Origin of the sequence: Litoreibacter albidus, assembly GCF_900107015.1 — a bacterium.
Classification (GTDB): domain Bacteria; phylum Pseudomonadota; class Alphaproteobacteria; order Rhodobacterales; family Rhodobacteraceae; genus Litoreibacter; species Litoreibacter albidus.
The window spans coordinates 514972-534602 of sequence record NZ_FNOI01000001.1; the positions used below are offsets into that span (position 1 = coordinate 514972).

18 protein-coding genes and 1 riboswitch are annotated in these 19631 nt (G+C 60.6%); of the genes, 9 read left to right on the forward strand and 9 right to left on the reverse strand.

All coding sequences use genetic code 11. From position 1 onward, the window contains the following. Positions 1–9 precede the first annotated feature (9 nt). Complete coding sequence (locus BLW66_RS02590; protein WP_089944584.1) at positions 10–1428, forward strand: DegQ family serine endoprotease; 1419 nt, start codon at positions 10–12, stop codon at positions 1426–1428. A gap of 135 nt (positions 1429–1563) precedes the next feature. Next, a complete protein-coding gene (locus BLW66_RS02595; protein WP_089944587.1) occupies positions 1564–2058 on the forward strand; it encodes a ClbS/DfsB family four-helix bundle protein in 495 nt (164 codons plus the stop codon). An 18-nt stretch (positions 2059–2076) separates the two neighbouring features. On the opposite strand, the gene BLW66_RS02600 is transcribed toward BLW66_RS02595, so the two are convergent. Then, positions 2077–2637, reverse strand: coding sequence for a peptidoglycan-binding domain-containing protein (locus BLW66_RS02600; protein WP_089944590.1), 561 nt, complete (start codon positions 2635–2637; stop codon positions 2077–2079). A gap of 206 nt (positions 2638–2843) precedes the next feature. Between BLW66_RS02600 and BLW66_RS02605 the strand changes: the two genes are divergently transcribed. Then, complete coding sequence (locus tag BLW66_RS02605; RefSeq protein ID WP_089944593.1) at positions 2844–3167, forward strand: 2Fe-2S iron-sulfur cluster-binding protein; 324 nt, start codon at positions 2844–2846, stop codon at positions 3165–3167. Positions 3168–3170: 3 nt separating this feature from the next. Then, the gene (locus BLW66_RS02610) at positions 3171–3914 is read left to right on the forward strand and encodes an FG-GAP repeat domain-containing protein (RefSeq protein ID WP_244508531.1); all 744 of its coding nucleotides are present in this window, start codon (positions 3171–3173) and stop codon (positions 3912–3914) included. Here the strand turns inward: BLW66_RS02610 and purD are convergent. Continuing rightward, positions 3911–5173: a phosphoribosylamine--glycine ligase gene (gene purD / locus BLW66_RS02615; protein WP_089944597.1), complete on the reverse strand. Its 1263-nt coding sequence runs from the start codon at positions 5171–5173 to the stop codon at positions 3911–3913. The genes BLW66_RS02610 and purD overlap by 4 nt on opposite strands. A gap of 63 nt (positions 5174–5236) precedes the next feature. Between purD and xseA the strand changes: the two genes are divergently transcribed. After that, positions 5237–6787, forward strand: a complete 1551-nt coding sequence (gene xseA / locus BLW66_RS02620; protein ID WP_089944600.1) for an exodeoxyribonuclease VII large subunit — start codon at positions 5237–5239, stop codon at positions 6785–6787. A 98-nt stretch (positions 6788–6885) separates the two neighbouring features. Here xseA and BLW66_RS02625 read toward each other — a convergent pair whose 3' ends face one another. Next, positions 6886–7296 carry a hypothetical protein gene (locus BLW66_RS02625; protein WP_089944604.1) on the reverse strand — a complete coding sequence of 137 codons (411 nt, stop codon included), beginning with the start codon at positions 7294–7296 and terminating at the stop codon, positions 6886–6888. A 47-nt stretch (positions 7297–7343) separates the two neighbouring features. Beyond that, on the reverse strand, positions 7344–8387 hold the full coding sequence (locus tag BLW66_RS02630; protein WP_089944609.1) for an alkane 1-monooxygenase: 1044 nt from the start codon (positions 8385–8387) through the stop codon (positions 7344–7346). A 188-nt stretch (positions 8388–8575) separates the two neighbouring features. Here BLW66_RS02630 and BLW66_RS02635 point away from each other — a divergent pair, with 188 nt between their 5' ends. Then, entirely contained in the window at positions 8576–10261 is a 1686-nt protein-coding gene (locus tag BLW66_RS02635; protein ID WP_089944612.1) for an NAD(P)H-dependent oxidoreductase subunit E, read from the forward strand. A gap of 6 nt (positions 10262–10267) precedes the next feature. Here BLW66_RS02635 and BLW66_RS02640 read toward each other — a convergent pair whose 3' ends face one another. After that, the gene (locus BLW66_RS02640) at positions 10268–11098 is read right to left on the reverse strand and encodes a lytic transglycosylase domain-containing protein (RefSeq protein ID WP_244508532.1); all 831 of its coding nucleotides are present in this window, start codon (positions 11096–11098) and stop codon (positions 10268–10270) included. A 147-nt stretch (positions 11099–11245) separates the two neighbouring features. On the opposite strand from BLW66_RS02640, the gene ftsY reads away from it, so the two are divergent. Genes ftsY through BLW66_RS02655 form a run of 3 tightly spaced genes read left to right on the forward strand, consistent with a single transcriptional unit; the run spans position 11246 to position 14248 of the window. Next, on the forward strand, positions 11246–12697 hold the full coding sequence (ftsY, locus tag BLW66_RS02645) for a signal recognition particle-docking protein FtsY (RefSeq protein WP_089944618.1): 1452 nt from the start codon (positions 11246–11248) through the stop codon (positions 12695–12697). A gap of 36 nt (positions 12698–12733) precedes the next feature. Next, entirely contained in the window at positions 12734–13639 is a 906-nt protein-coding gene (locus BLW66_RS02650) for an EamA family transporter (RefSeq protein WP_089944621.1), read from the forward strand. 3 nt (positions 13640–13642) lie between these two features. Next, a complete protein-coding gene (locus BLW66_RS02655) occupies positions 13643–14248 on the forward strand; it encodes an inner membrane-spanning protein YciB (protein WP_089944624.1) in 606 nt (201 codons plus the stop codon). Between the two features lie 104 nt (positions 14249–14352). On the opposite strand, the gene folE2 is transcribed toward BLW66_RS02655, so the two are convergent. The 4 genes from folE2 to BLW66_RS02675 all read right to left on the reverse strand — a co-directional run bounded on the left by folE2 (position 14353) and on the right by BLW66_RS02675 (position 19467). Further along, positions 14353–15453 carry a GTP cyclohydrolase FolE2 gene (folE2, locus tag BLW66_RS02660; RefSeq protein ID WP_170833373.1) on the reverse strand — a complete coding sequence of 367 codons (1101 nt, stop codon included), beginning with the start codon at positions 15451–15453 and terminating at the stop codon, positions 14353–14355. Positions 15454–15541: 88 nt separating this feature from the next. After that, on the reverse strand, positions 15542–16723 hold the full coding sequence (gene metZ / locus BLW66_RS02665) for an O-succinylhomoserine sulfhydrylase (protein WP_089944628.1): 1182 nt from the start codon (positions 16721–16723) through the stop codon (positions 15542–15544). Positions 16724–16779: 56 nt separating this feature from the next. After that, positions 16780–16857: riboswitch (SAM riboswitch) on the reverse strand. 83 nt (positions 16858–16940) lie between these two features. Further along, the gene (locus tag BLW66_RS02670; protein WP_089944631.1) at positions 16941–17288 is read right to left on the reverse strand and encodes a response regulator; all 348 of its coding nucleotides are present in this window, start codon (positions 17286–17288) and stop codon (positions 16941–16943) included. Positions 17289–17310: 22 nt separating this feature from the next. After that, complete coding sequence (locus BLW66_RS02675; RefSeq protein WP_089944636.1) at positions 17311–19467, reverse strand: PAS domain-containing sensor histidine kinase; 2157 nt, start codon at positions 19465–19467, stop codon at positions 17311–17313. Between the last annotated feature and the right edge of the window lie 164 nt (positions 19468–19631).

Genomic DNA, 19631 nt, shown 5'->3' on the forward strand with positions numbered 1-19631 from the left:
ACGGGGCCAATGCGCGCGATGAGCGCGCTCATGCTGGGCTTGGCACTGGTTCTGGCACAAGCCATTACCGCAAATGCCAAAATGCCCGACAGCTTCGCCGATTTGGCCGAAAAGGTCAGCCCAGCGGTCGTTAACATCACAACCTCCACAACTGTGGCCGGCGTCGACCAAGGCCCGCGCCCGATCGTTCCTGAAGGCTCCCCCTTAGAAGACTTCTTCAAGGATTTCCTCGACCGCCAAGGTGAAGGCCAGCGTCCACGCCGCTCCTCCGCGCTTGGTTCGGGCTTCGTGGTGTCTGAGGACGGCTATATCGTCACCAACAACCACGTGATCGATAAAGCTGACGAGATTGAGATCGAGTTTTTCTCCGGCGAAAAACTGGACGCCAAATTGATTGGCACAGATCCCAAAACCGATATTGCGCTGCTGAAGGTCGAAAGCGAGAAGCCGCTGCCGTTCGTTTCCTTCGGGGATAGCGACGCGGCCCGCGTGGGCGACTGGGTTGTAGCCGTGGGTAACCCACTGGGGCAGGGCTTTTCCGTGTCCGCTGGTATCGTGTCACAGCGCGGTCGCGCGCTGTCGGGCACCTATGACGATTTCATCCAAACCGATGCCGCGATCAACCGCGGCAACTCCGGTGGTCCCCTTTTCAACGTATCTGGCGACGTGATTGGCGTGAACACAGCCATTTTGTCCCCGTCGGGCGGCTCCATCGGGATTGGGTTCTCCATGGCGTCCAACGTGGTCACAAAGGTTGTTGATCAACTGAAAGAGTTCGGTGAGACCCGTCGCGGCTGGCTTGGCGTACGTATTCAGGACGTCACCGAAGATGTGGCCGAAGCACTGGAACTGGCAAGCGCCAAGGGCGCGTTGGTCACAGATGTGCCCGAAGGTCCGGGCAAGAAATCTGGCATTAAGGCTGGCGACGTGATCACCACATTTGACGGCAGCGAAGTCGAAGACACCCGCGAACTGGTTCGCCTTGTGGGCAACACCACTGTCGGCAAAGCTGTGCGTGTTGTTGTGATCCGCGACGGCAAGTCCGAAACGCTGAAAGTGACCTTGGGTCGCCGTGAGGAGGCAGAATCCTCCGCCGTTCCCGTGGCGCTCGATAAGGCCGACGTCGACGAGAGCGTTATCATGGGCATGACCGTGGCAGTGCTGAACGATGAACTGCGTGAGCAGCTTGGCTTGGACACCGCGCTGGAAGGCTTGGTCGTAAAGGACGTGGCCGAAGACAGCGATGCCTTTGAGAAGGGCCTGCGCTCCGGCGACTTGATTGTGGAAGCCGGCCAGCAAAAGATCGCATCGGTTGATGATCTGGAAGCACGCATTGAGGAGGCGAAGGACGCAGGGCGCAAGTCGTTCCTGATGTTGATCCGCCGCGAGGGCGATCCACGCTTTGTGGCGCTTAGCCTCGAAGAATAAACCGTCCATTTTGGATTTAGGGAAGGGCGCTCCGCTTGGGGCGCCCTTTTCTATTGTGGCATATTGATCTGGCACAAGGCGCGAGATGCGTGCGGTTGATAGCAACAGGTCGTCAACAACGGGGAAGGGACGATCATGGCAGCGACGACCAAGGCAGAGCTACTGGCGGTGACGCGGAAAGAATTCGACAAGCTAGCCAAGCTTATCGCGCCCCTTGATGCGGGCGTTGCGATGGAGAAGGATCAGGACGGGACGTCGATCAAGGATGTCACCGCGCACCGTGCGCATTGGATCGACTTGTTTCTGGGTTGGTATGCGGACGGGCAGGCGGGCAAGCCCGTCTTCTTTCCCGCAGAAGGATACAAATGGAACGACTTGAAGCGCTACAACGCAGACCTGCGCGCGCAGCAGTCGGATCTGGACTGGCCGGTGGCCGCCCTGATGCTGCAGGACAGGTATGCGCAGTTTTTAGCATTCATAGAGGAACACTCCGACGCGGAGTTATACGGTGGCCCCATGAAGGGCGCGAACAACGCATGGACGGCTGGCCGTTGGGCAGAGGCCGCAGGCCCGAGCCATTTCAGGTCGGCGGCAAAATATGTGCGCGCCAGTTTAAAAGCGCAACGTTAGTCGAGATGCGCGCAGGGATTAGCCCTCAGCGGCGTTTTGCTCCAACTCCACCGCAATAAGCCCAAGCTGGCGGGCGGCGCTTTGGCTCAGCACCGCACTGTCGAGACCTTGTGGCGTTTGATAGGCATGCACCGCACGCAGGGTGCGCTGGTCCATCACGCCATTGATGTCACCACGGTAGAGGCCGCGCACCGAAAGCGCGCGCTGCAACGTCATCACAAAGTCAGGCGTTAGGTCGTTGTCGCAGGTGCGGGTAAACCAGCGCCCGTCGCCCTCATTAAAGGTCTGCGGTCGGGTGACCTCGCGGTAAATGGCGGGGGCAATTTCTTCCCCGTTCGGGCCTATCTGCGCGGGGGTCGCCAGAACGATGTCAGAGACGATCTGCGTGATTTGCGGCCCCGGAATATGCCCCCAGCACACGCCGGGCATGTCCGCAGGCGGCTCCATATCCACAGCGGTGATATTGGTCGGAGAAATCAGCTTGGTGACGTCTGGGGTCATCGGTAACGGCGCACAGCCCGCCAGAACGGCGAGCGAGACGACGGCGCCAAGGCCGCGAAAACTGGTCATCTGGGGCATGGATGCTCGGCCCTATGTGATGCGGTCTAGCGCCGCGTTTAAGGAAGTGTAGCGCACCAGAGGGGCGCGCGCCAAGCGGCCGGCGGCGGGACAGGCAGGCACTGCGGCATTCGGGTCGCAGCCACGGTGATACGGGGTCTGGCAAAACGGCGTCGGGTGCACTACATCCGGTTAAGATTGGTATCTAAGACAGGGGCGCATGACACATGGCCAAAATTACATATATCGAGCACAGCGGCACCGAGCACGTCGTTGAAGTGGCCAACGGGCTGACCGTCATGGAAGGCGCGCGCGATAACAATATTCCGGGTATTGAGGCCGACTGCGGCGGCGCTTGCGCCTGCTCTACTTGCCACGTCTATGTGGATGATGCATGGGTGTCGAAGGTTCCAGCCAAAGAAGCGATGGAAGAGGACATGCTGGATTTCGCCTACGAGCCGGACGCTGAAAAGTCCCGCCTGACATGCCAGCTAAAAGTCACGGATGCATTGGACGGCTTGATCGTCCGCATGCCAGAGAAGCAGATCTAAACGGTGGCGCGGCGTCTTCTGTCGCGTTATCTGCCCCGTTTCGCGCGCCGCGCGTGGCTCGCCGCGTGCTTGGCTGCGAGCGGGGCTGCCGCGGCCGACACAATTGTCGACGCGCAATATGCCGAACCCACGACTCGTTATGCCCATGGCATCCTTGGCGATGCTATAGAGTGGGGCACGCTGGAGCTGGTCGTCGAAGACTGGGCGCATAGGACGACGCTGCGCATACAGCTGCCCGAAGACCGCGTCTTTGAAGACGTGGCCCCGCGCTTGGCCGATGTCGACGGCGACGGCAGGCCCGAAGTCGTCGTGGTGGAGAGCCAACTGGGTACCGGCGCGCAGCTTGCCATCTACGATGAGACCGGAAAAATCGCGGCGACGCCGCACATAGGCCAAAGTAACCGCTGGCTATCACCCATCGGCATAGCTGATTTTGACGGCGACGGCTTCACGGAACTGGCCTATATCGACCGCCCGCATCTGGCGAAAACCCTGCGCATCTGGCGCTACCGTGACGGCGCGTTACACCATGTCGCGGATCAAACTGGGCTGACCAATCACCGCATCGGCGAGGCCGATATTGGCGGGGGCATTCGGACCTGCGACGGCCACTCCGAAATGATCACGGCCTCCGCAGATTGGGCCCGTGTTATCGCGACCAGCTTTCGCGACGGCAGTTTCAGCCTTCGCGATCTAGGGCCGCACACAGGCCGCGCCTCTTTGGACGCGGCGCTTCGCTGCCGCTAAAGGGCGCGCCAGCCGATGTCGCTGCGGTTGAACCCCTCGGGCCAGTCAATTTTGTCGACCATCGCATAAGCTCGTGCGCGGGCCTCCTTTAGCGACGCGCCGCGTGCGGTAACGCTCAGGACGCGCCCGCCCACCGCAGTAATCTGCTCTCCACTGGCTTTCGTGCCCGCATGAAACACCATGTTTGCGCTGTCTTCCGGCAGCGCCTCCAGCCCGCGAATGACGGAGCCTTTCTCGTAGGCTCCCGGATACCCGTTTGACGCCATCACAACCGTGATCGCGTGGTCGTCGGCCCAGTTGACTTTCGCCTGCGACAAACGCTCCTCGGCGCAGGCCAATAGCAGGTCAAGCGCTTGTGCCCCCAGCCGCATCATCAACACCTGACACTCAGGATCCCCGAAGCGGCAGTTGTATTCGACAAGTCGTGGCTGGCCGTCCTTAATCATGAAACCCGCGTAAAGCACGCCTTGGTAGGGGGTGCCGCGCTTGGCCATCTCGTCGATGGTGGGCTGCACGATTTCCTTGATCGCTTTGGCGGCAATGTCATCTGACAAAACAGGTGCAGGGGAATACGCGCCCATACCGCCGGTGTTGGGGCCTTCATCGCCGTCGTAGGCGCGCTTGTGGTCTTGCGCGGTACCAATCGGCAAAACGGTTTTGCCGTCGGACAGGACGAAGTAGGATGCCTCTTCACCCTCCATAAATTCTTCAATCACGACCTCCGCGCCAGCCGCGCCGAAGGCACCGCCGAGCATGTCGTCAAGCGCGTCCAATGCGTCTTGCAACTCCATCGCCACAACAACGCCTTTGCCAGCGGCCAAGCCGTCAGCCTTGATCACAATCGGCGCGCCTTGCTCTCGAACATAGGCTTTGGCGGCCTCTAGGTCGGTGAAATGGGCGTAGCCCGCGGTCGGCGCGTTCGCCGCGTCGCAGATCTCCTTGGTGAAGCTTTTCGACGCTTCCAGCCGCGCGGCGGCGGCGGAGGGGCCAAAGCACAAAATACCGGCGGAGCGCAGGGCGTCCGCAACGCCCGCAGCCAACGGGTCTTCAGGGCCAACAATCACGAAGTCGATAGACTGGGCCTGCGCAAAATCGACGACAGTGTCAGGGTTCATGATGTCCAATGCGGCGCATTCCGCGACCCCCGCAATTCCCGCGTTTCCGGGGGCGACAATCAGCCTGTCGCACTTGGGGTTTTGCATCACGGCCCATGCCAATGCGTGCTCGCGCCCGCCGCTTCCAAGGATCAATATGTTCATCGTCGCTTCCCCTCCGGTTTCGGGCGTTCTAAGCTGCGCGGGCAGGCATAACAAGAGCGACACATGGACCTTCTCGAAGACGACCAACCCGGACGGAATGAACCCGAGTATACGGTTTCCGAAATCGCAGGCGCGGTAAAGCGCACGATCGAGGGTGAGTTTGGCCGCGTGCGGATCAAGGGTGAGTGCGGGCGGGTCATGGTCGCGCGCTCCGGCCACGTTTATCTGGACCTCAAGGACGACCGCGCGGTGCTCGCCTCGATCATCTGGAAGGGGCAAGCGGCCAAGCTGGCCGTGCAGCCGGAGGAGGGGATGGAGGTCGTGGCCATCGGCAAGCTGACCACCTTCCCCGGTCAGTCGAAGTACCAGATGGTGATCGAGGAAATCCGCCCCGCAGGCGTTGGCGCGCTTATGGCCATGCTGGACAAGCGCAAAAAACTGCTGGAGCGCGAGGGGCTTTTCCGGCCCGAGCGTAAAAAGCGTATTCCCTATCTGCCCGAGATCATCGGCGTGGTGACCTCGCCGCAAGGTGCCGTGATCCGAGACATCCTGCACAGGTTGCGCGACCGATTTCCGCGCAAGGTGCTGATCTGGCCCGTTGCGGTGCAAGGCGAGGGATGCGCGCCGCAGGTAACAGCCGCAATCAACGGGTTTAACGCAATGACGCCGGGTGGTGCACTGCCGCGCCCCGATTTGATCATCGTCGCGCGCGGCGGTGGCTCGATAGAGGATCTTTGGGGCTTTAATGAGGAAAGCGTGGCCCGCGCCGCGGCGGCCTCGGACATCCCGCTAATATCGGCCGTGGGCCATGAGACAGACACGACTTTGATCGATTACGTCTCGGACGTGCGCGCGCCGACCCCCACGGCGGCGGCGGAGATCGCTGTGCCCGTTCGGCTCGAGTTGCTCGCGGCGGTGGACAGTCACGGTGCCCGTATGGGCCAAGCGCTCAGCGTCGCCGTGGGCGCGCGCAAACAGCGCTTGGCAGATGTTGCCCGTGCGTTGCCCCGCGGCGAGGAGTTGACGCAGATCGCCCGCCAACGCCTTGATGTGGCTGCCGCGCGTTTGGATACATCGTTGCAGGCAGGGACATCCGCAAAACGGCTGAACTTCGAGAAGACCGCAGCCCCGTTGCGGGCCTCTATCTTGAATCGCCAAACCGACCGCATGGACACGCAGCTGCGTCATATGTCAGACAGGTTAGGGGCGGCGCTCGACCGTCGGACCGAGCGCTCACGCGCCAGCTTCGACCGCGTGGCTGGGGGGCTCACGCCTAGCGGTCTCAACCGCGATCTAAAACTCCAACAAGATCGGTTGGCACGCGCGGCGCGCGCTGCGGGCAATGCGGGGCGTGCACAGGTCGCCAATTGGCGCGCGTTGCTGGAGGCGCGGGACAGGGTGCGTGAAACCCTCGGCTATCAAGCCACGCTCCAGCGCGGCTACGCAGTGGTTTGGGACGGCGATAGGGTTATCAAAGATAGCAAATCCGCTAAAAAAGCCACGCAGTTGGAGGTTCAGTTCAAAGACGCCCGCATCCCCGTCGGGGCAACAGCCAGACCTGCTGCAAAGCCCAAGGCGCCGAAATCAGGCCAACCCAGCCTGTTCGACGACTGACATAGCCCCACACTGCGCCGTCCCCCATCATTGCTTCAAAAATACCTCGGGGGTGCGGGGGCTGGCCCCCGCCGTAGCGCGCGAGGATCTTGCGCTACCTAATAAACGCTGCTCCGGTAGTTGACCCCAACCGCCGGTCCCGGGCAGGACAGCGGCTCCTTGCTTTGGGCGCTGACAACCAGATCATCCTGCGGCGGGTCGCCCACAACACGGGCGGACTTACGGGTGCCATCGTCAAGGAAATACCAGCATAGCGGGGCGCCCTGTCCCTCATACACAAAGCAAATCTCGTCTTCCACGTCGAACCAATATCCGCGCTGGCAGGTGCCATCCAAGAAACTCCAGATCACGCCTCGGTTGTCCAAATACTGCTCCGCCCCGAAGGGTTTGCCGTGGCGATTGAACAAAAGGGTCGAGTTCTTGGTGAAAGCATCAAACTGCGCCGCCGTCATTTTGGTTTCGGCTTGCGCGGGGAGTGCTAGCAAAGCGGTAAGGAGAATACGGATCATGCGCACAACCTGATAGCACCACTGCGGCACGTCAAGTCAGAGCCGCCCTAGACCGACCGCCACGCCTCGGCGTGCGGGTTCATCACCTTTCGCCACAGCTTCGGGTAAAGCGCAATGCAGGCCATGACGGGCAGGGCGTGGGGCAACATAGGTGCGGCACCTCTCTCGGGGACGTCCAGCGCGGTGTAGCGCTTGGCCGGATGCGCGTGGTGGTCGGAGTGGCGTGGCGCGTTGAGCATCCACAAAGACGACAACCAATGCGGCGCGTTCCATGAATGGCGCGCATCTACCGGCTCGAATGCGCCGTTCTCTAACTCTCGGCGCTCCAACCCGTAGTGTTGCACGTAGTCGGACAGCATCAGTTGTATCTGCGCAAAACTGGCCAGCAACAGATGCACCGCCACGCCGCGCCAGCCCGCAATTAACAGGGAGGCAAAAAGCATCGCCGCAGCCCCGCCAACATATAGGATGTAGGGGTTGCGCATGGACCATCGACCGATACCGACCTGCGCCAGCCGCGTTTCCTCCGCTCTTAACCCCGCCCTGAAGCTCCCCACCCAAGCACGACGCAGGAAGCTGTAGAAGCTTTCGTTCATGCGGGACGAGTTCGGGTCCTTCGGTGTCGCCACATGGGTGTGGTGCACCAGCGGGTGGGCGGACGCATGGTGGCCGAACAACAAAGAGATGTAGACCCATTTGCCAGCCCGCCGCAGTCCACGTGCGCCACGGTGGATCAGCTCATGTGCGTTGGAGTTGCTCACTTGCCCCAAGAACAACCCTGTCGCCGCAAAAAGCGCCAAGCCGTCTAGGGAAAACAGTCGCGTGCCGTGCCCCGACAGGGCCCATACCATCAAGAACAGCAAGAAGAAGTGAACCCCCACCAGTACCAGCGACAACAGATCGGCGTCCTCATCATCGGCGGCTTCGCCGTCGCGGTCCATGGCGGGGACGAATTCATCTACCCCCGCGACAAACAGCGTTATGTAGAACAGCGCGATCCACACGGCCCAACCACCAAATATCGCGCCCGCCACCAAGAATGGCAGCGGGAAGAGTGTGGCGAGCGTGAAGGCCAGAAAGGAGCGGGGCATAGGTAAGGAATTCCTGAAAACGGGTGTCGGATGTTTCCTAAATAATACGAATGTGCCCAAATCATGGAAGCGCTTAAGATATTTGCACCAATCGCTGCGCAGGAACGTCCGCAGAGGTCGTTTTTGCGTATCCGCCGCAGGTGGACAGCGCCTAGATTTGGCGCAAGCAAGATCGGGAGGGCATCAGCATGGCGCTAGACGAACGCAAAGGCGTGTGGAAATCAGGCAAGGGACGTGGGCGCAAGTTCACCAAGGGCCGTCAATACGACGACACCGCATTGGCCGAGGTGCAGTCGCTGATTGGCGCGCGACCACGCGACCGCGACCTGCTGATAGAGTTTCTACACCTGATACAAGACAAGCACGGCCATCTGTCCGCCGCGCATATGCGTGCGCTGGCCGAGGAGATGCGCCTGTCGATGGCTGAAGTTTACGAGGTGGCCAGCTTCTACGCCCATTTCGACATCGTCAAAGAGGGGGAAACCCCGCCGCCAGCATTGACCATCCGCGTCTGCGACTCGCTGTCGTGTGAGTTGGCTGGTGCACAAGCCCTGAAGTCGGCGTTGGAAGACGGCTTGGACGCCTCCCAAGTGCGAGTTCTGCGGGCGCCATGCATGGGCCGCTGCGACACGGCCCCCGTTTTGGAGCTGGGCCACAACCATATTGATCACGCGACGGTTGAAAGGGTCGAAGCCGCAATTTCTGCAGGCGACACCCATGCGCATGTTCCTGACTATGAAAACTATAAAAGTTACCAAAATTCAGGTGGGTACGCGTCATTTCTTACCTTGCGTGCAGATGGAAACTGGGAAGACGTCCAGTCCCTGATCAAAGAAAGCGGTCTGCGTGGGCTCGGTGGCGCGGGGTTCCCTTCCGGCACCAAATGGGGGTTTGTGCGTGGCAACGCGGGGCCGCGCTATCTGGCGGTCAACGGCGACGAAGGCGAGCCTGGCACCTTCAAAGACCGCTTCCATCTGGAGCGCACGCCCCATCTGTTCCTAGAGGGTATGTTGATCGCTGCGTGGGCCGTCGAGGCGGACCGCTGCTACATCTACATGCGCGACGAGTATCCCGCCGTCTTGGAAATCTTGCGCCGCGAGATCGCCGCCTTGGAGGAGGCGGGGCTTGCCCCTGCTGGCTACATTGAGCTGCGCCGTGGCGCTGGCGCATATATTTGCGGCGAAGAAAGCGCGATGATCGAGTCCATTGAGGGTAAGCGCGGCCTGCCGCGCCATCGCCCGCCCTATGTGGCGCAGGTCGGCTTGTTCGGGCAGCCCACGCTGGTTCACAACGTCGAAACCCTGCACTGGATCGCGCGCATCTGCCGCGAAGGACCAGAGGTGCTGAACGCGACCGTGAAAAATGGGCGCACCGGCCTGCGCAGTTACTCCGTCTCGGGGCGCGTGGCCAATCCGGGTGTGCACTTGCTGCCTGCGGGCTCCACCATCACAGATATTATCGAGGCTGCGGGTGGCATGCTGGCGGGGCACCAATTCAAAGCCTACCAACCGGGCGGGCCGTCTTCTGGGCTGTTGCCGGCAAGCATGGACGATATACCGCTGGACTTTGACACGTTGCAGCCGCACGGCAGCTTCATCGGGTCCGCCGCTGTGGTGGTCTTGTCGGATCAGGATTCCGCGAAGGCCGCCGCGCTCAATATGTTGAGATTCTTCGAGGACGAGTCCTGCGGCCAATGCACGCCCTGCCGTGTGGGCTGCGAGAAAGCGGTGAAGCTGATGGAGGCTGAGATATGGGACAAACCGCTGCTTGAAGAGCTGTGCACCGCGATGGGCGACGCCTCCATTTGCGGGCTTGGACAAGCCGCGCCAAACCCGATCCGCATGGTTATAAAGCACTTCCATGACGAAGTGTAAGTCGTTCTAATTGTTCTTATAAACTGCGCAGGCGCACCCTTGCTTGCGCAGTTTTCCGCATAAAGCATGCGCCGCGTCACGGGTGTTGCGGCTGAGGCGGGCCATGTACCACCCCTTCAGCTTCGCCACGCGATGCTTTTTGTAAATCACGTCGAGTTTTTCGCCCTCAACAAGGCCATGGCAGGTTTTGGTCAGCGACTTGAACCGCGCGCGTGCGGCGCTCTTGCTACGCTCCGCCGCCAGTTGAACACCCCACGGCTTGAAGCGCGGGACCGTGCGCAGCGGCGTCATCTGCCGTTCGCGGGCGAGGACGTAACAAGCGGCGCGAAAGCTACCCGTTTTTGACAGGCGCATGTCATGGGTTTTTGGCTGACCATCGCGCCACGCCTCCGCGTCTAGTCCGGTGATGATTGGTACGTAGGCTTCTGTCTCTGACGCCAATCCCCGTCCGGCCAAGAAGCCTTCGGCGCGGGCCTCCCCACCGTTGTAGCCGATCGCTGCCATACCTTCATTGCCGTAGCGCGCGACCATTTCGGCCAAATATTGGGCGGCGTGGTCAATCGCGTCGGCGGGGTTATAGGGATCTGCCAACCCGCGCTTTGTCGCGGTGGAGCGTATGAATTGTGCGATGCCCATCGCATTTGCGGGCGACAGGGCGTTCGGGTTGAAGCGACTTTCCTGCCAGATCAACCGCGTGAAGAAGTGCGGGTCCAGCTCGTGGGTGGCGGCGGTGCTCTCTATCAGTTGGCACAGGTCAAACACGAAATGTTGGGCGCGGATGCACTGCACCTGATCCCATTTGCCGGACGTGCACATAGGATCAGGAGGTGCGGCCATGGCGGGGCTAGACAGCCACAGAAGTGCAAGGAACCATCTCATAAGGCGACGCTACCCTGACAGGCAATTCAGCGCCACATCTTCCATCTGACGGCGCAAGGGGTTAGGTGGGATAACGTCGCAACAGTTAAGGCCTCGCTGACCCTCATGTCTTTTTTCAAAAAGCTTAAAACGAAGTTGTTCAAATCGTCCTCCAAACTGGAGGAGGGCTTGGATGCGATCGTCGAAGACGGCGGCGTTGAAGAGGATGTGAACGCCGAGGCACCGCAGGTTGAAGCACCTGTGGATGACGCGGCACAGCGGGAAGCGGAGCAACGCCAAGCTGAGGCTGACGCAGAGGCGCAACGCCAAGCTGAGGCGGAGCGCCAAGCCGAGGCTGAGGCCGCCGCGCGCGCAGCAGCAGAGGCTGAAACCGCTGCCCGCTTGGCCGAGAACGCGCGGATCGCGTCGGAGGCCGCTGCGCAAGCCGACGCCGATGAAGCGGCAGCCAAGAAAGCACAAGCCGCCGCGGCACGTGCGGCGCAGCAAGCCGAAGAAGCCCGCGCCGCACAGGCCCGCGAAGAAGCCGCGCTGGCCGCCGAGCAGGCACGACAGGCCGAAGCCGCCAAGCAAGCGCAAGAGGCCGAAGCCGAGCGAAAAGCCGCGGCACGTGCGCTTGAAGAACTGGAAGTTGAGAAAGCCGCCGAGAAGGCCGCCTCAGAGGCGAAAGCCCCTGGGTTGCTGGGTCGTCTCATGGGGCGCAAAGAGCAAAAGACCGTTGTGCGCCGCGAGTTGGACGACGACATGCTGGAGGCGCTGGAGGAACTGCTCATCGCGTCCGACATGGGCGTTGATACGTCCTTGCGCGTGACCGCGAACATGGCGGAAGGGCGCTTCGGCAAGAAGCTCTCGACGCAGGAAATCAAGGACCTTCTGGCCTCCGAGATCACGAAGATCATGGAGCCCGTGGCCAAGCCCATGCCGATCTATCCAAAACGCCCGCAGGTGGTGTTGGTGGTGGGGGTCAACGGCTCTGGCAAAACCACAACCATTGGCAAGCTGGCGCTGCAATTCTCCAACGCGGGCAAGAAGGTGGTGATCGCTGCGGGCGATACCTTCCGCGCCGCTGCCGTAGAGCAATTGCAGGTCTGGGGGGAGCGCGCGGGCGTGCCGGTGCTGACCGCGCCAGAGGGCTCCGACCCCGCGTCTTTGGCCTATGAGGCGATGCAAAAAGCAGAAGCGGACGGCGCGGACTTGCTGTTGATCGACACCGCCGGACGTTTGCAAAACCGTACGGACCTGATGGAGGAGTTGGCCAAAATCGTTCGCGTCATTCGCAAGAAAGACGAAACCGCGCCGCACAACACACTGTTGGTGCTGGACGCCACGACAGGGCAGAACGCGTTGAACCAGGTGGAGGTGTTCCGCCAGATCAGCGACGTGTCCGGCCTTGTGATGACCAAGTTGGACGGCACCGCAAAAGGCGGCGTGCTGGTGGCCTTGGCGGACAAATTCGGCCTGCCCATCCACGCCATCGGCGTGGGGGAACAGATCGACGATCTCGCCCCCTTCGACCCCGAGGAATTCGCGCAAGCCCTTACAGGCACCGCCACCGAGTAACGCGCGTATTATGCCCGTGCACAGAAAGACGATCTTATGAGCGAATGGCTCACCTCCTTGGAGGGCACCGAGGCGGGGCACCAACTGGCGTTGGGGCTGGCCTTGATGGCGGCGCTGCTTCATGCGGTGTTCGGCGCGCTACAAAAAGGGCGGCATGACCCGTGGATGTCGCGCGGAGCTATTGATTTCAGCTATGGCCTGATCGCGGCACCATTCGCCTTGTTTGTCGTCCCGTGGCCGGAGCCACACATGTGGCCCATCTTTGCCACCGCCTATGTGATCCACGTCCTTTACAAGCTGTTACAAGGCTTCACCTACAGCAAGGGGGCGTACACAGTCGTCTATCCGGTGGTGCGCGGCACGGGGCCGCTGTTCGCCGTTATCGGCGCGTATTTCCTGTTTGGCGAGACGTTCAACGCGGTGCAATGGCTTGGCGTCGCGACGTTGCTGGCGGGGATCTACGGCTTGGCGGCGTATAACCTGCGCACCATCACCGTAAACCGCGACACGCTGGTGCCTGCTTTGTGGCTGGCGGTGGCGACGGGCCTATTCGTGGCGGCCTACACCACCTATGACGCCTACGGCATCCGCGCGACGGCCAATCCGTTCACCTTCCTCGCGTGGTTCTTCTTTATCGACGGGCTATTTTTCATGCCGCCCGTCGCCGCGTATATGTGGTGGCGAAAAACCGATCGCCCGACGCTGGGGCCGCTGATGGCGCGCGGCGTGCTGGGCGCGTTTGTCGCGTTTTTCTCCTTCGGCTCGATCATGCTGGCGACACGTTTGGACAATGTGGGGGAGGCCGCCGTCCTGCGCGAGACCTCCACCGTATTTGCAGCCTTGATCGGCTGGGTGGTTTTGGGCGAGAAGGTCGGACCGCGCCGCCTGACGTTGATGGCGCTCATCGCGCTTGGCGCGGTAATTGTAGAAGTTGGAGGCTAGAGCATGGCTGAGAAGAAAATCTCTCAAGGGTTGAAATCGGCGCTGGAACTGGGCCCTGTGCTGCTGTTCTTCGTAGCCTATGTGAAGATGAAGGAAGAGGTCTATACCTTTGGCGGAGTTGACTATTCCGGCTTCATCGTCGTGACGGCGCTGTTCGTGCCGCTGCTCCTTCTGTCGATGGCAATCTTGTGGAAGCTGACCGGAAAGCTAAGCCGCATGCAGGTGCTGACCGCCTTTATGGTGATCTTCTTCGGCGGGCTGACGGTCTATTTCAACGATGAGAAGTTCTTCAAAATCAAAACCACCATCGTCTATGGCTTCTTCGCCAGCATGTTGGGCATAGGTTTGTTGCTCAAACGCTCTTGGCTTGAATATGTGATGGATGACTTTTTGCCCCTGAAACCAGAGGGCTGGATGATCCTGACGAAGCGCCTCGCCGCGATGTTTGCAGCACTCGCCATCGCCAACGAATTGGTCTGGCGTTTGATGTCGACCGATGCGTGGGTAAAGATCGAAACCTTCGGCTTCCCCGTCGCATTATTCGTGTTCTTCATGTCGCAAGCGGGCATGTTGCAGCGCTACGCTGACGAGCCCCACGAGGACGCCTGAGCGGGGCCCTAGCGGCTCGGTGAAGTGGCGGCACTTGCGGTCATGCTGACCTCGGACGAGGTCGCATATATGACGGGGCCCGAACGGTAGACGGGGCGGGGGAGCTATCCGACGTGGAACAGGGTGTTGAACAGCTTGGGGTCCAAGCTGTCGGCGGCAAAGGTCGGGCCTTCCGTCATGACGGACACCGCGTCGTGGCTGTGCAGGCTTTCCTGATGTGAGGCGATAACGCGGAAGTCCTTGATCCGTGGCTCCGCCTGCAACTGGGCGCAGAAGGACCGCGCGGCATCCTCAACGAAAATTGGGTTCGCGGCGTTCAGCTCCGCGAAGGCCTGCTCGTCCTCGCGTTTGACCATCACTTGGGTCTCCGTCGGGACGGCCGCGCGGCAAAGCTCGATCACATCCTCAAACCAGAGGCATGTTGCCGCGCTGTCCACCTCGACCGATATCCGCGCGACGGAACGTTGGGAATGTGGCGTGGCCAGTTGGCCGCGAAACTGGCGGGCGTGCTCAGATAGCTCCAGCGAGCACGGGCAGGTGGACGAATATACGTAATCAAGGTGCAGTATCTTCTTACGCGTCCCAGCCACGTCCACAACTTCCAACGCTATGTCGTAGTATTGATATCCGGACAGGCCGGAGCGCAGGCTGTCCACCTTCATCGGGAACGAAAACCGCATCTGGATGCGGGCGTCGAAGCTCTCCAGATCGGTCTTGTAGGCGTCCAGCGTCTCTTCGATCACCTCGAAACTGAACGTCTGCTCCGCGTGCCTGTAGAAGCTGCGCATAATGCGCGACATGTTGATGCCCTTCTTCTCCGCCTCCAGAGACACGGTGCCCGTCACCGAGGTCTCAAGCGTCAGGTCGTCGCCGTCGCGGGTGTGGACCCGAATGGGCAGGCGAAAGTTGGAAATCCCTACGTGCTGTATATGCTGTTTCGCCCCGCGGATCAGTGAGGACGGCCCGTTTTGCAGGTCCGGCATGGAGGCTTTGTAAGCCTCATCCACGGCGAAATCTTCGGGGTAGGCGCGGGCAAGGGCAGGGTAATTGGCCAGCTCCGCACCGGGGATCAACCGCGAGATCAGCGGATCCATCTCGGCCACCTCCACAGGATCGGCGTTGCCCGCCCACTGACGCAGAAGCGCAAGGGCTTCTTCGGCCTCTTCGCGAGTCGGCTCGTCCGACTTCGGGCTGTGTACGTTCATCGGGCTTGCCTCCTTGGGGCGCGGCGACTGCGCCCCCTGTATATGGGGGTGCAGCCGTGCGTTACAAAGGAAAACCGACCAATTCGGACTAGACCGCGTCCAGCGCCGTGCGGATGTCGTCCAGCAGATCGGCCTTGTCTTCAAGGCCCACCGACATGCGGATCAGCCCGTCTGTGATGCCCAGCTCTGCACGTTGCTCCACCGAGAGGCGTTGGTGCGTCGTGGTCGCAGGGTGTGTGGCGATGCTTTTGCTGTCGCCCAGATTGTTGGAGATCAGCACGATGTCCAGCGCGTTCAGGAAGCGGAACGCTGCGTCCTTGCCACCTTTAATATCGAGCGAGATTACCGTCCCGCCAGCGCCCATTTGTTCTTTTGCAACAGCCTGTTGCGGGTGGGAGTCCAGGTAAGGGTACAGCGTGCGATCCAGCTTGGTGTGGCCTTCCAAGGCCTCTGCGATGAACAGTGCGCTTTCGGCCTGCGCCGCACAGCGCAGATGCATCGTTTCGAGCCCCTTCAGCATGACCCAAGCGTTGAACGGCGAGAGGGAGCCGCCTGTGTGCTTCAGGTAAGGCTCCGCCGTTTTGCGGATAAACTCTTTGGTGCCGCAGATCACGCCGCCCAAACACCGCCCTTGGCCGTCGATATGTTTGGTGGCGGAATAGACGATGACATCGGCGCCAAGTTCTGCCGCTTTAGAAAATGCAGGTGTGGCGAATACGTTGTCGACCACCACGGTCGCGCCCTTGGCGTGGGCAATTTCCGCGACGCCTTTCAGGTCGATGACCTCCAATGTCGGGTTGGACACGGATTCCAGAAATACTGCCTTGGTGTCGTCGCGTACTGCGGCTTTCCATGCGTCCAAGTCAGTGCCGTCCACAAAGGTCACGTCGACGCCAAAGCGGGTCAGAATTTCCTCAAGGATATAAAGGCAGGAGCCAAACAGCGCCTTGGCGGACACCACGTGGTCTCCAGCTTTCAGCATCGACGTCAGCGCGCCGCTGACAGCCGCCATGCCCGACGCGGTCGCGAAGGCGTCTTCGGTGCCTTCAATTGCGGCGATGCGGTCTTCGAACATGCGCACGGTGGGGTTGCCGTAGCGGGCGTAGATGAATTCGTCTGGGCCGCTTTCGATAAAGCGGGCTTCGGCCTGCTCGGCGCTGTCGTAAACGAAGCCTTGCGTCAGGAAGATCGCTTCGGACATCTCGCCGTATTGGGAGCGGCGGGTGCCGCTGTGGACGGATTTTGTGCGGGGGGACCAGTCTTTTGTCATGTCATCCTCTGTTGGGCATCGCCCAAATAAAAAGCCTCCACCGGAAAAAGGGGGAGGCTCATAGCAATCCATCCTCTTTAGCAGCATATTTAACGTGGCCCGCAATCCGGTAACAAATCGCCACGGCACGTGGATACGCCCCTGCGTTTACGGGGTCAAGTCGCAGGTCGGCACCTATCCGCGCTGTTCAGGTAATCGTGACTTTGGCGGGGTGGGCTCAGCCCAGATGGCGGCGGATGGCATCGACAAGTTCGGTCATGCTAAACGGCTTGCCGATCAGCACGGCCTCTTCGGGCAAAAACTCTAGCTGGTCGCGGGTGTAGCCCGAGACGACAATATAGGGCAGTGCTTTGGCTTGCAGGTGCTCAATGATAGGTTGCACGCTATGTCCACCAAGGTTTGCATCCAGCACAACGCCGTCGCAGGGCATGGAGTCGAGCATGCTCAGGCCTTCGTCCACGGTCTGAGCGGTGCCGATCACGTGGCAATTCGCGTCCGCGATCGCGAACTCGATATCGAGCGCGATCAAGGTTTCGTCTTCGACCAGCAGAATTTTCTTAGTCATTTTCTTTATGCCCTAAAAGGTGTCACGAATCTCTGGCCTGCTCGACGTCTTCTAATGGCGCTTTTAGCTGCCAGACAAGACCGCTTGTCGCGTATTTGATATCAACCGATCCATCGACAGAATTGGCCGCCATGCGTTCAATCACCGTGCGGCCGAAGCCTGTTCGCGTGGGCGGGACAACTTCCGGGCCGTCATGCTCGCGCCACTGGATTTTAAAGGCGTCCTTGTTTTGGTCAATACTCCACACCAAATCCACGCCGCCCTCCGGCACGGAAAGTGCGCCGTATTTCAACGCATTGGTCGAAAGTTCATGTAAGGCCATCCCAATGCCCTCAGCCGCAGTCGGTGACACGGTGATGTCGGGACCGTCCATTTTGATCCGCTGCCCAAGGATTTCCGGCCCAAGATGTTTAAGCTGCATCTCCGCCAGATTGGTGACGCTGACGCCCGACCAGCTGCCCTCAACGATCAGGTTTTGCGACGTCGACAGCCCCAAAAGGCGCTGCGAAAACAGCTCTACAAACTCGCTCGGCGTGGAATTGCGCGCGGTTTGACGCGCCATGGACAGCACAACCGCCAGCAGATTTTTGGAGCGGTGGTTCACCTCACTCATCAGCAGGCGGATGTGCTGCTCGTACTTCTCGCGTTCGGAGAGGTCGTAGAAGTTGCACACCACACCCAGCCGGCCGTCCGGCATAACGATACGCTCTATCATCCAGTCATAGGATTCCACCTCGCCAACGTCTAGGCGTTGCTCCACCAGCGGCTCCGCGTGGTAAGGCTCGCCGGTGGCAAGCGTATGGCGAAAACGGGCGATGGCCTCCTCGGCGAATTCGTCGGGCCAGAGCGTGTGCATCACGTCGCTGAAGTCATGGCCGATCAGAGGGTTAACATTCGCGAAGGCCGCCGACGCCCCCTGACTGACGTGCGCAAGGCGGAAGTCGGCATCGACGGTGTAGACGCCGAAGGGCGAGCGATCGACAAGGTTCTTGAACGTCTCATGGGATTGCTCAAGCTTCTCAACGGCGGCCTTGCGGTCCGATATGTCTATGCCCGAGGGCACGACATTGACGATGTTCCCAGTGGCGTCACGCATCGGCGCCATTTGAAAGTCGATCCAGACAAGTCGCCCGTTGGCGACTTGCACTTGCGTGTCATAGCGGACTGTTTCGCCCTTCAGCACCCGCGCGATGTCTGACTGTAGTTGGTGGGCGACCTCGTCGTTATAGGTCCACCAATAGCATTCCCAAAACTTCTTGCCGATGACGTCTTTGGCTTCCAACCCTGCGGCTTGCAGTGGCGCTTTGTTGGCCTCCAGTAGGGTGCCGTCCGGATCAAGGATGCCTACGAAGGCGAATAGATTATCTAAAACGCTGCGCAGTTTCTGCTCGGCCTCGCGCTCGACGGTGACGTCGCGGTGCACGTTAGATATGCCGATGATGTCCCCGTCTCTGGACCGGATAGGGGCCGCCGTGACGGCGATAGTGCGCAGCTCGTCCCATTTTGTTTTGCGAATGACGTCGAAGTTCTTCAGCTCGCTGACGATGATTTCGGCAATATAGGTGGTGATGCGTTTGGGCCAGTCCGGCGGGTAGAGCATCTCCATCGACTGGCCAATCGCCTCCTCGCGGGTGTAGCCGTAGAGCGTCTCCGCCGCAGGGTTCCAGCTGGTGATCTGCCCGTCCAGATCAAAGGCAATTACCGCGTCCGGCATGGTCGTGACGATGGCCGCCAAATTCTGCGCGTTCTGCTCGGCGTAGGCGACTTCGACCTGCGCCAGCTTACGGGTCGTGATGTTGCGGTGGGCGACCAGCGCATAGCGCTCGCCGTCGATGTCAAAGGGGTTCGCAACAACCTCAAACCAGCGTTTTTCAGTGGGGGTGTGGCAGGGGTATTCCGTGATGAAATCCGTGCCGGTGTTCAAGACGTCGCGAAGCCCTTGCGCGATGGATCCTGCAAGATCGTCGCTTGCGCCATTCGGGCCTTCGCAAGCTCCAAAGTAGTTTGTGCCGATGTAGTGTGAAGACTGGTCGCCGCCGTTGTCGACGCTGAACTGACGCCACGTTTTGTTCACTGCAAGAATGGTGCCATCAGGAGCCACAATCGCGACGGCATCCTGCATGGCGTCAATCAAAAGTTGCAAGGCAGGCAACTCGGCCGGCGCGTTTATCGTCGTCATTGGTCACTCATTTAAAGGGGTCGACGGGCCATAGGTGCTGTCGCGGGTAGGGTAAACTTGCACCAATAAGGGCGCAGTGGCAATAAACGGTGCGTATAGCGGGGGGCGCGGCACACGCAAAGACAAAAGGGCGTGTGCCAAATTCGCGCCCCGTGACCCTAGCA

What these genes read in the sequence shown, in the direction of transcription:
- BLW66_RS02590 (WP_089944584.1), top strand. Translation starts at nt 10, where the DNA reads ATGCGCGCGATGAGCGCGCTCATGCTGGGCTTGGCACTGGTTCTGGCA.
- BLW66_RS02605 (WP_089944593.1), top strand. Translation starts at nt 2,844, where the DNA reads ATGGCCAAAATTACATATATCGAGCACAGCGGCACCGAGCACGTCGTT.
- metZ (WP_089944628.1), bottom strand. Translation starts at nt 16,723, where the DNA reads ATGACAAAAGACTGGTCCCCCCGCACAAAATCCGTCCACAGCGGCACC.
- xseA (WP_089944600.1), top strand. Translation starts at nt 5,237, where the DNA reads ATGGACCTTCTCGAAGACGACCAACCCGGACGGAATGAACCCGAGTAT.
- BLW66_RS02635 (WP_089944612.1), top strand. Translation starts at nt 8,576, where the DNA reads ATGGCGCTAGACGAACGCAAAGGCGTGTGGAAATCAGGCAAGGGACGT.
- BLW66_RS02675 (WP_089944636.1), bottom strand. Translation starts at nt 19,467, where the DNA reads ATGACGACGATAAACGCGCCGGCCGAGTTGCCTGCCTTGCAACTTTTG.
- BLW66_RS02650 (WP_089944621.1), top strand. Translation starts at nt 12,734, where the DNA reads ATGAGCGAATGGCTCACCTCCTTGGAGGGCACCGAGGCGGGGCACCAA.
- BLW66_RS02640 (WP_244508532.1), bottom strand. Translation starts at nt 11,098, where the DNA reads ATGGCCGCACCTCCTGATCCTATGTGCACGTCCGGCAAATGGGATCAG.
- BLW66_RS02625 (WP_089944604.1), bottom strand. Translation starts at nt 7,296, where the DNA reads ATGATCCGTATTCTCCTTACCGCTTTGCTAGCACTCCCCGCGCAAGCC.
- purD (WP_089944597.1), bottom strand. Translation starts at nt 5,173, where the DNA reads ATGAACATATTGATCCTTGGAAGCGGCGGGCGCGAGCACGCATTGGCA.
- folE2 (WP_170833373.1), bottom strand. Translation starts at nt 15,453, where the DNA reads ATGAACGTACACAGCCCGAAGTCGGACGAGCCGACTCGCGAAGAGGCC.
- BLW66_RS02600 (WP_089944590.1), bottom strand. Translation starts at nt 2,637, where the DNA reads ATGCCCCAGATGACCAGTTTTCGCGGCCTTGGCGCCGTCGTCTCGCTC.
- BLW66_RS02670 (WP_089944631.1), bottom strand. Translation starts at nt 17,288, where the DNA reads ATGACTAAGAAAATTCTGCTGGTCGAAGACGAAACCTTGATCGCGCTC.
- BLW66_RS02630 (WP_089944609.1), bottom strand. Translation starts at nt 8,387, where the DNA reads ATGCCCCGCTCCTTTCTGGCCTTCACGCTCGCCACACTCTTCCCGCTG.
- BLW66_RS02595 (WP_089944587.1), top strand. Translation starts at nt 1,564, where the DNA reads ATGGCAGCGACGACCAAGGCAGAGCTACTGGCGGTGACGCGGAAAGAA.
- BLW66_RS02655 (WP_089944624.1), top strand. Translation starts at nt 13,643, where the DNA reads ATGGCTGAGAAGAAAATCTCTCAAGGGTTGAAATCGGCGCTGGAACTG.
- ftsY (WP_089944618.1), top strand. Translation starts at nt 11,246, where the DNA reads ATGTCTTTTTTCAAAAAGCTTAAAACGAAGTTGTTCAAATCGTCCTCC.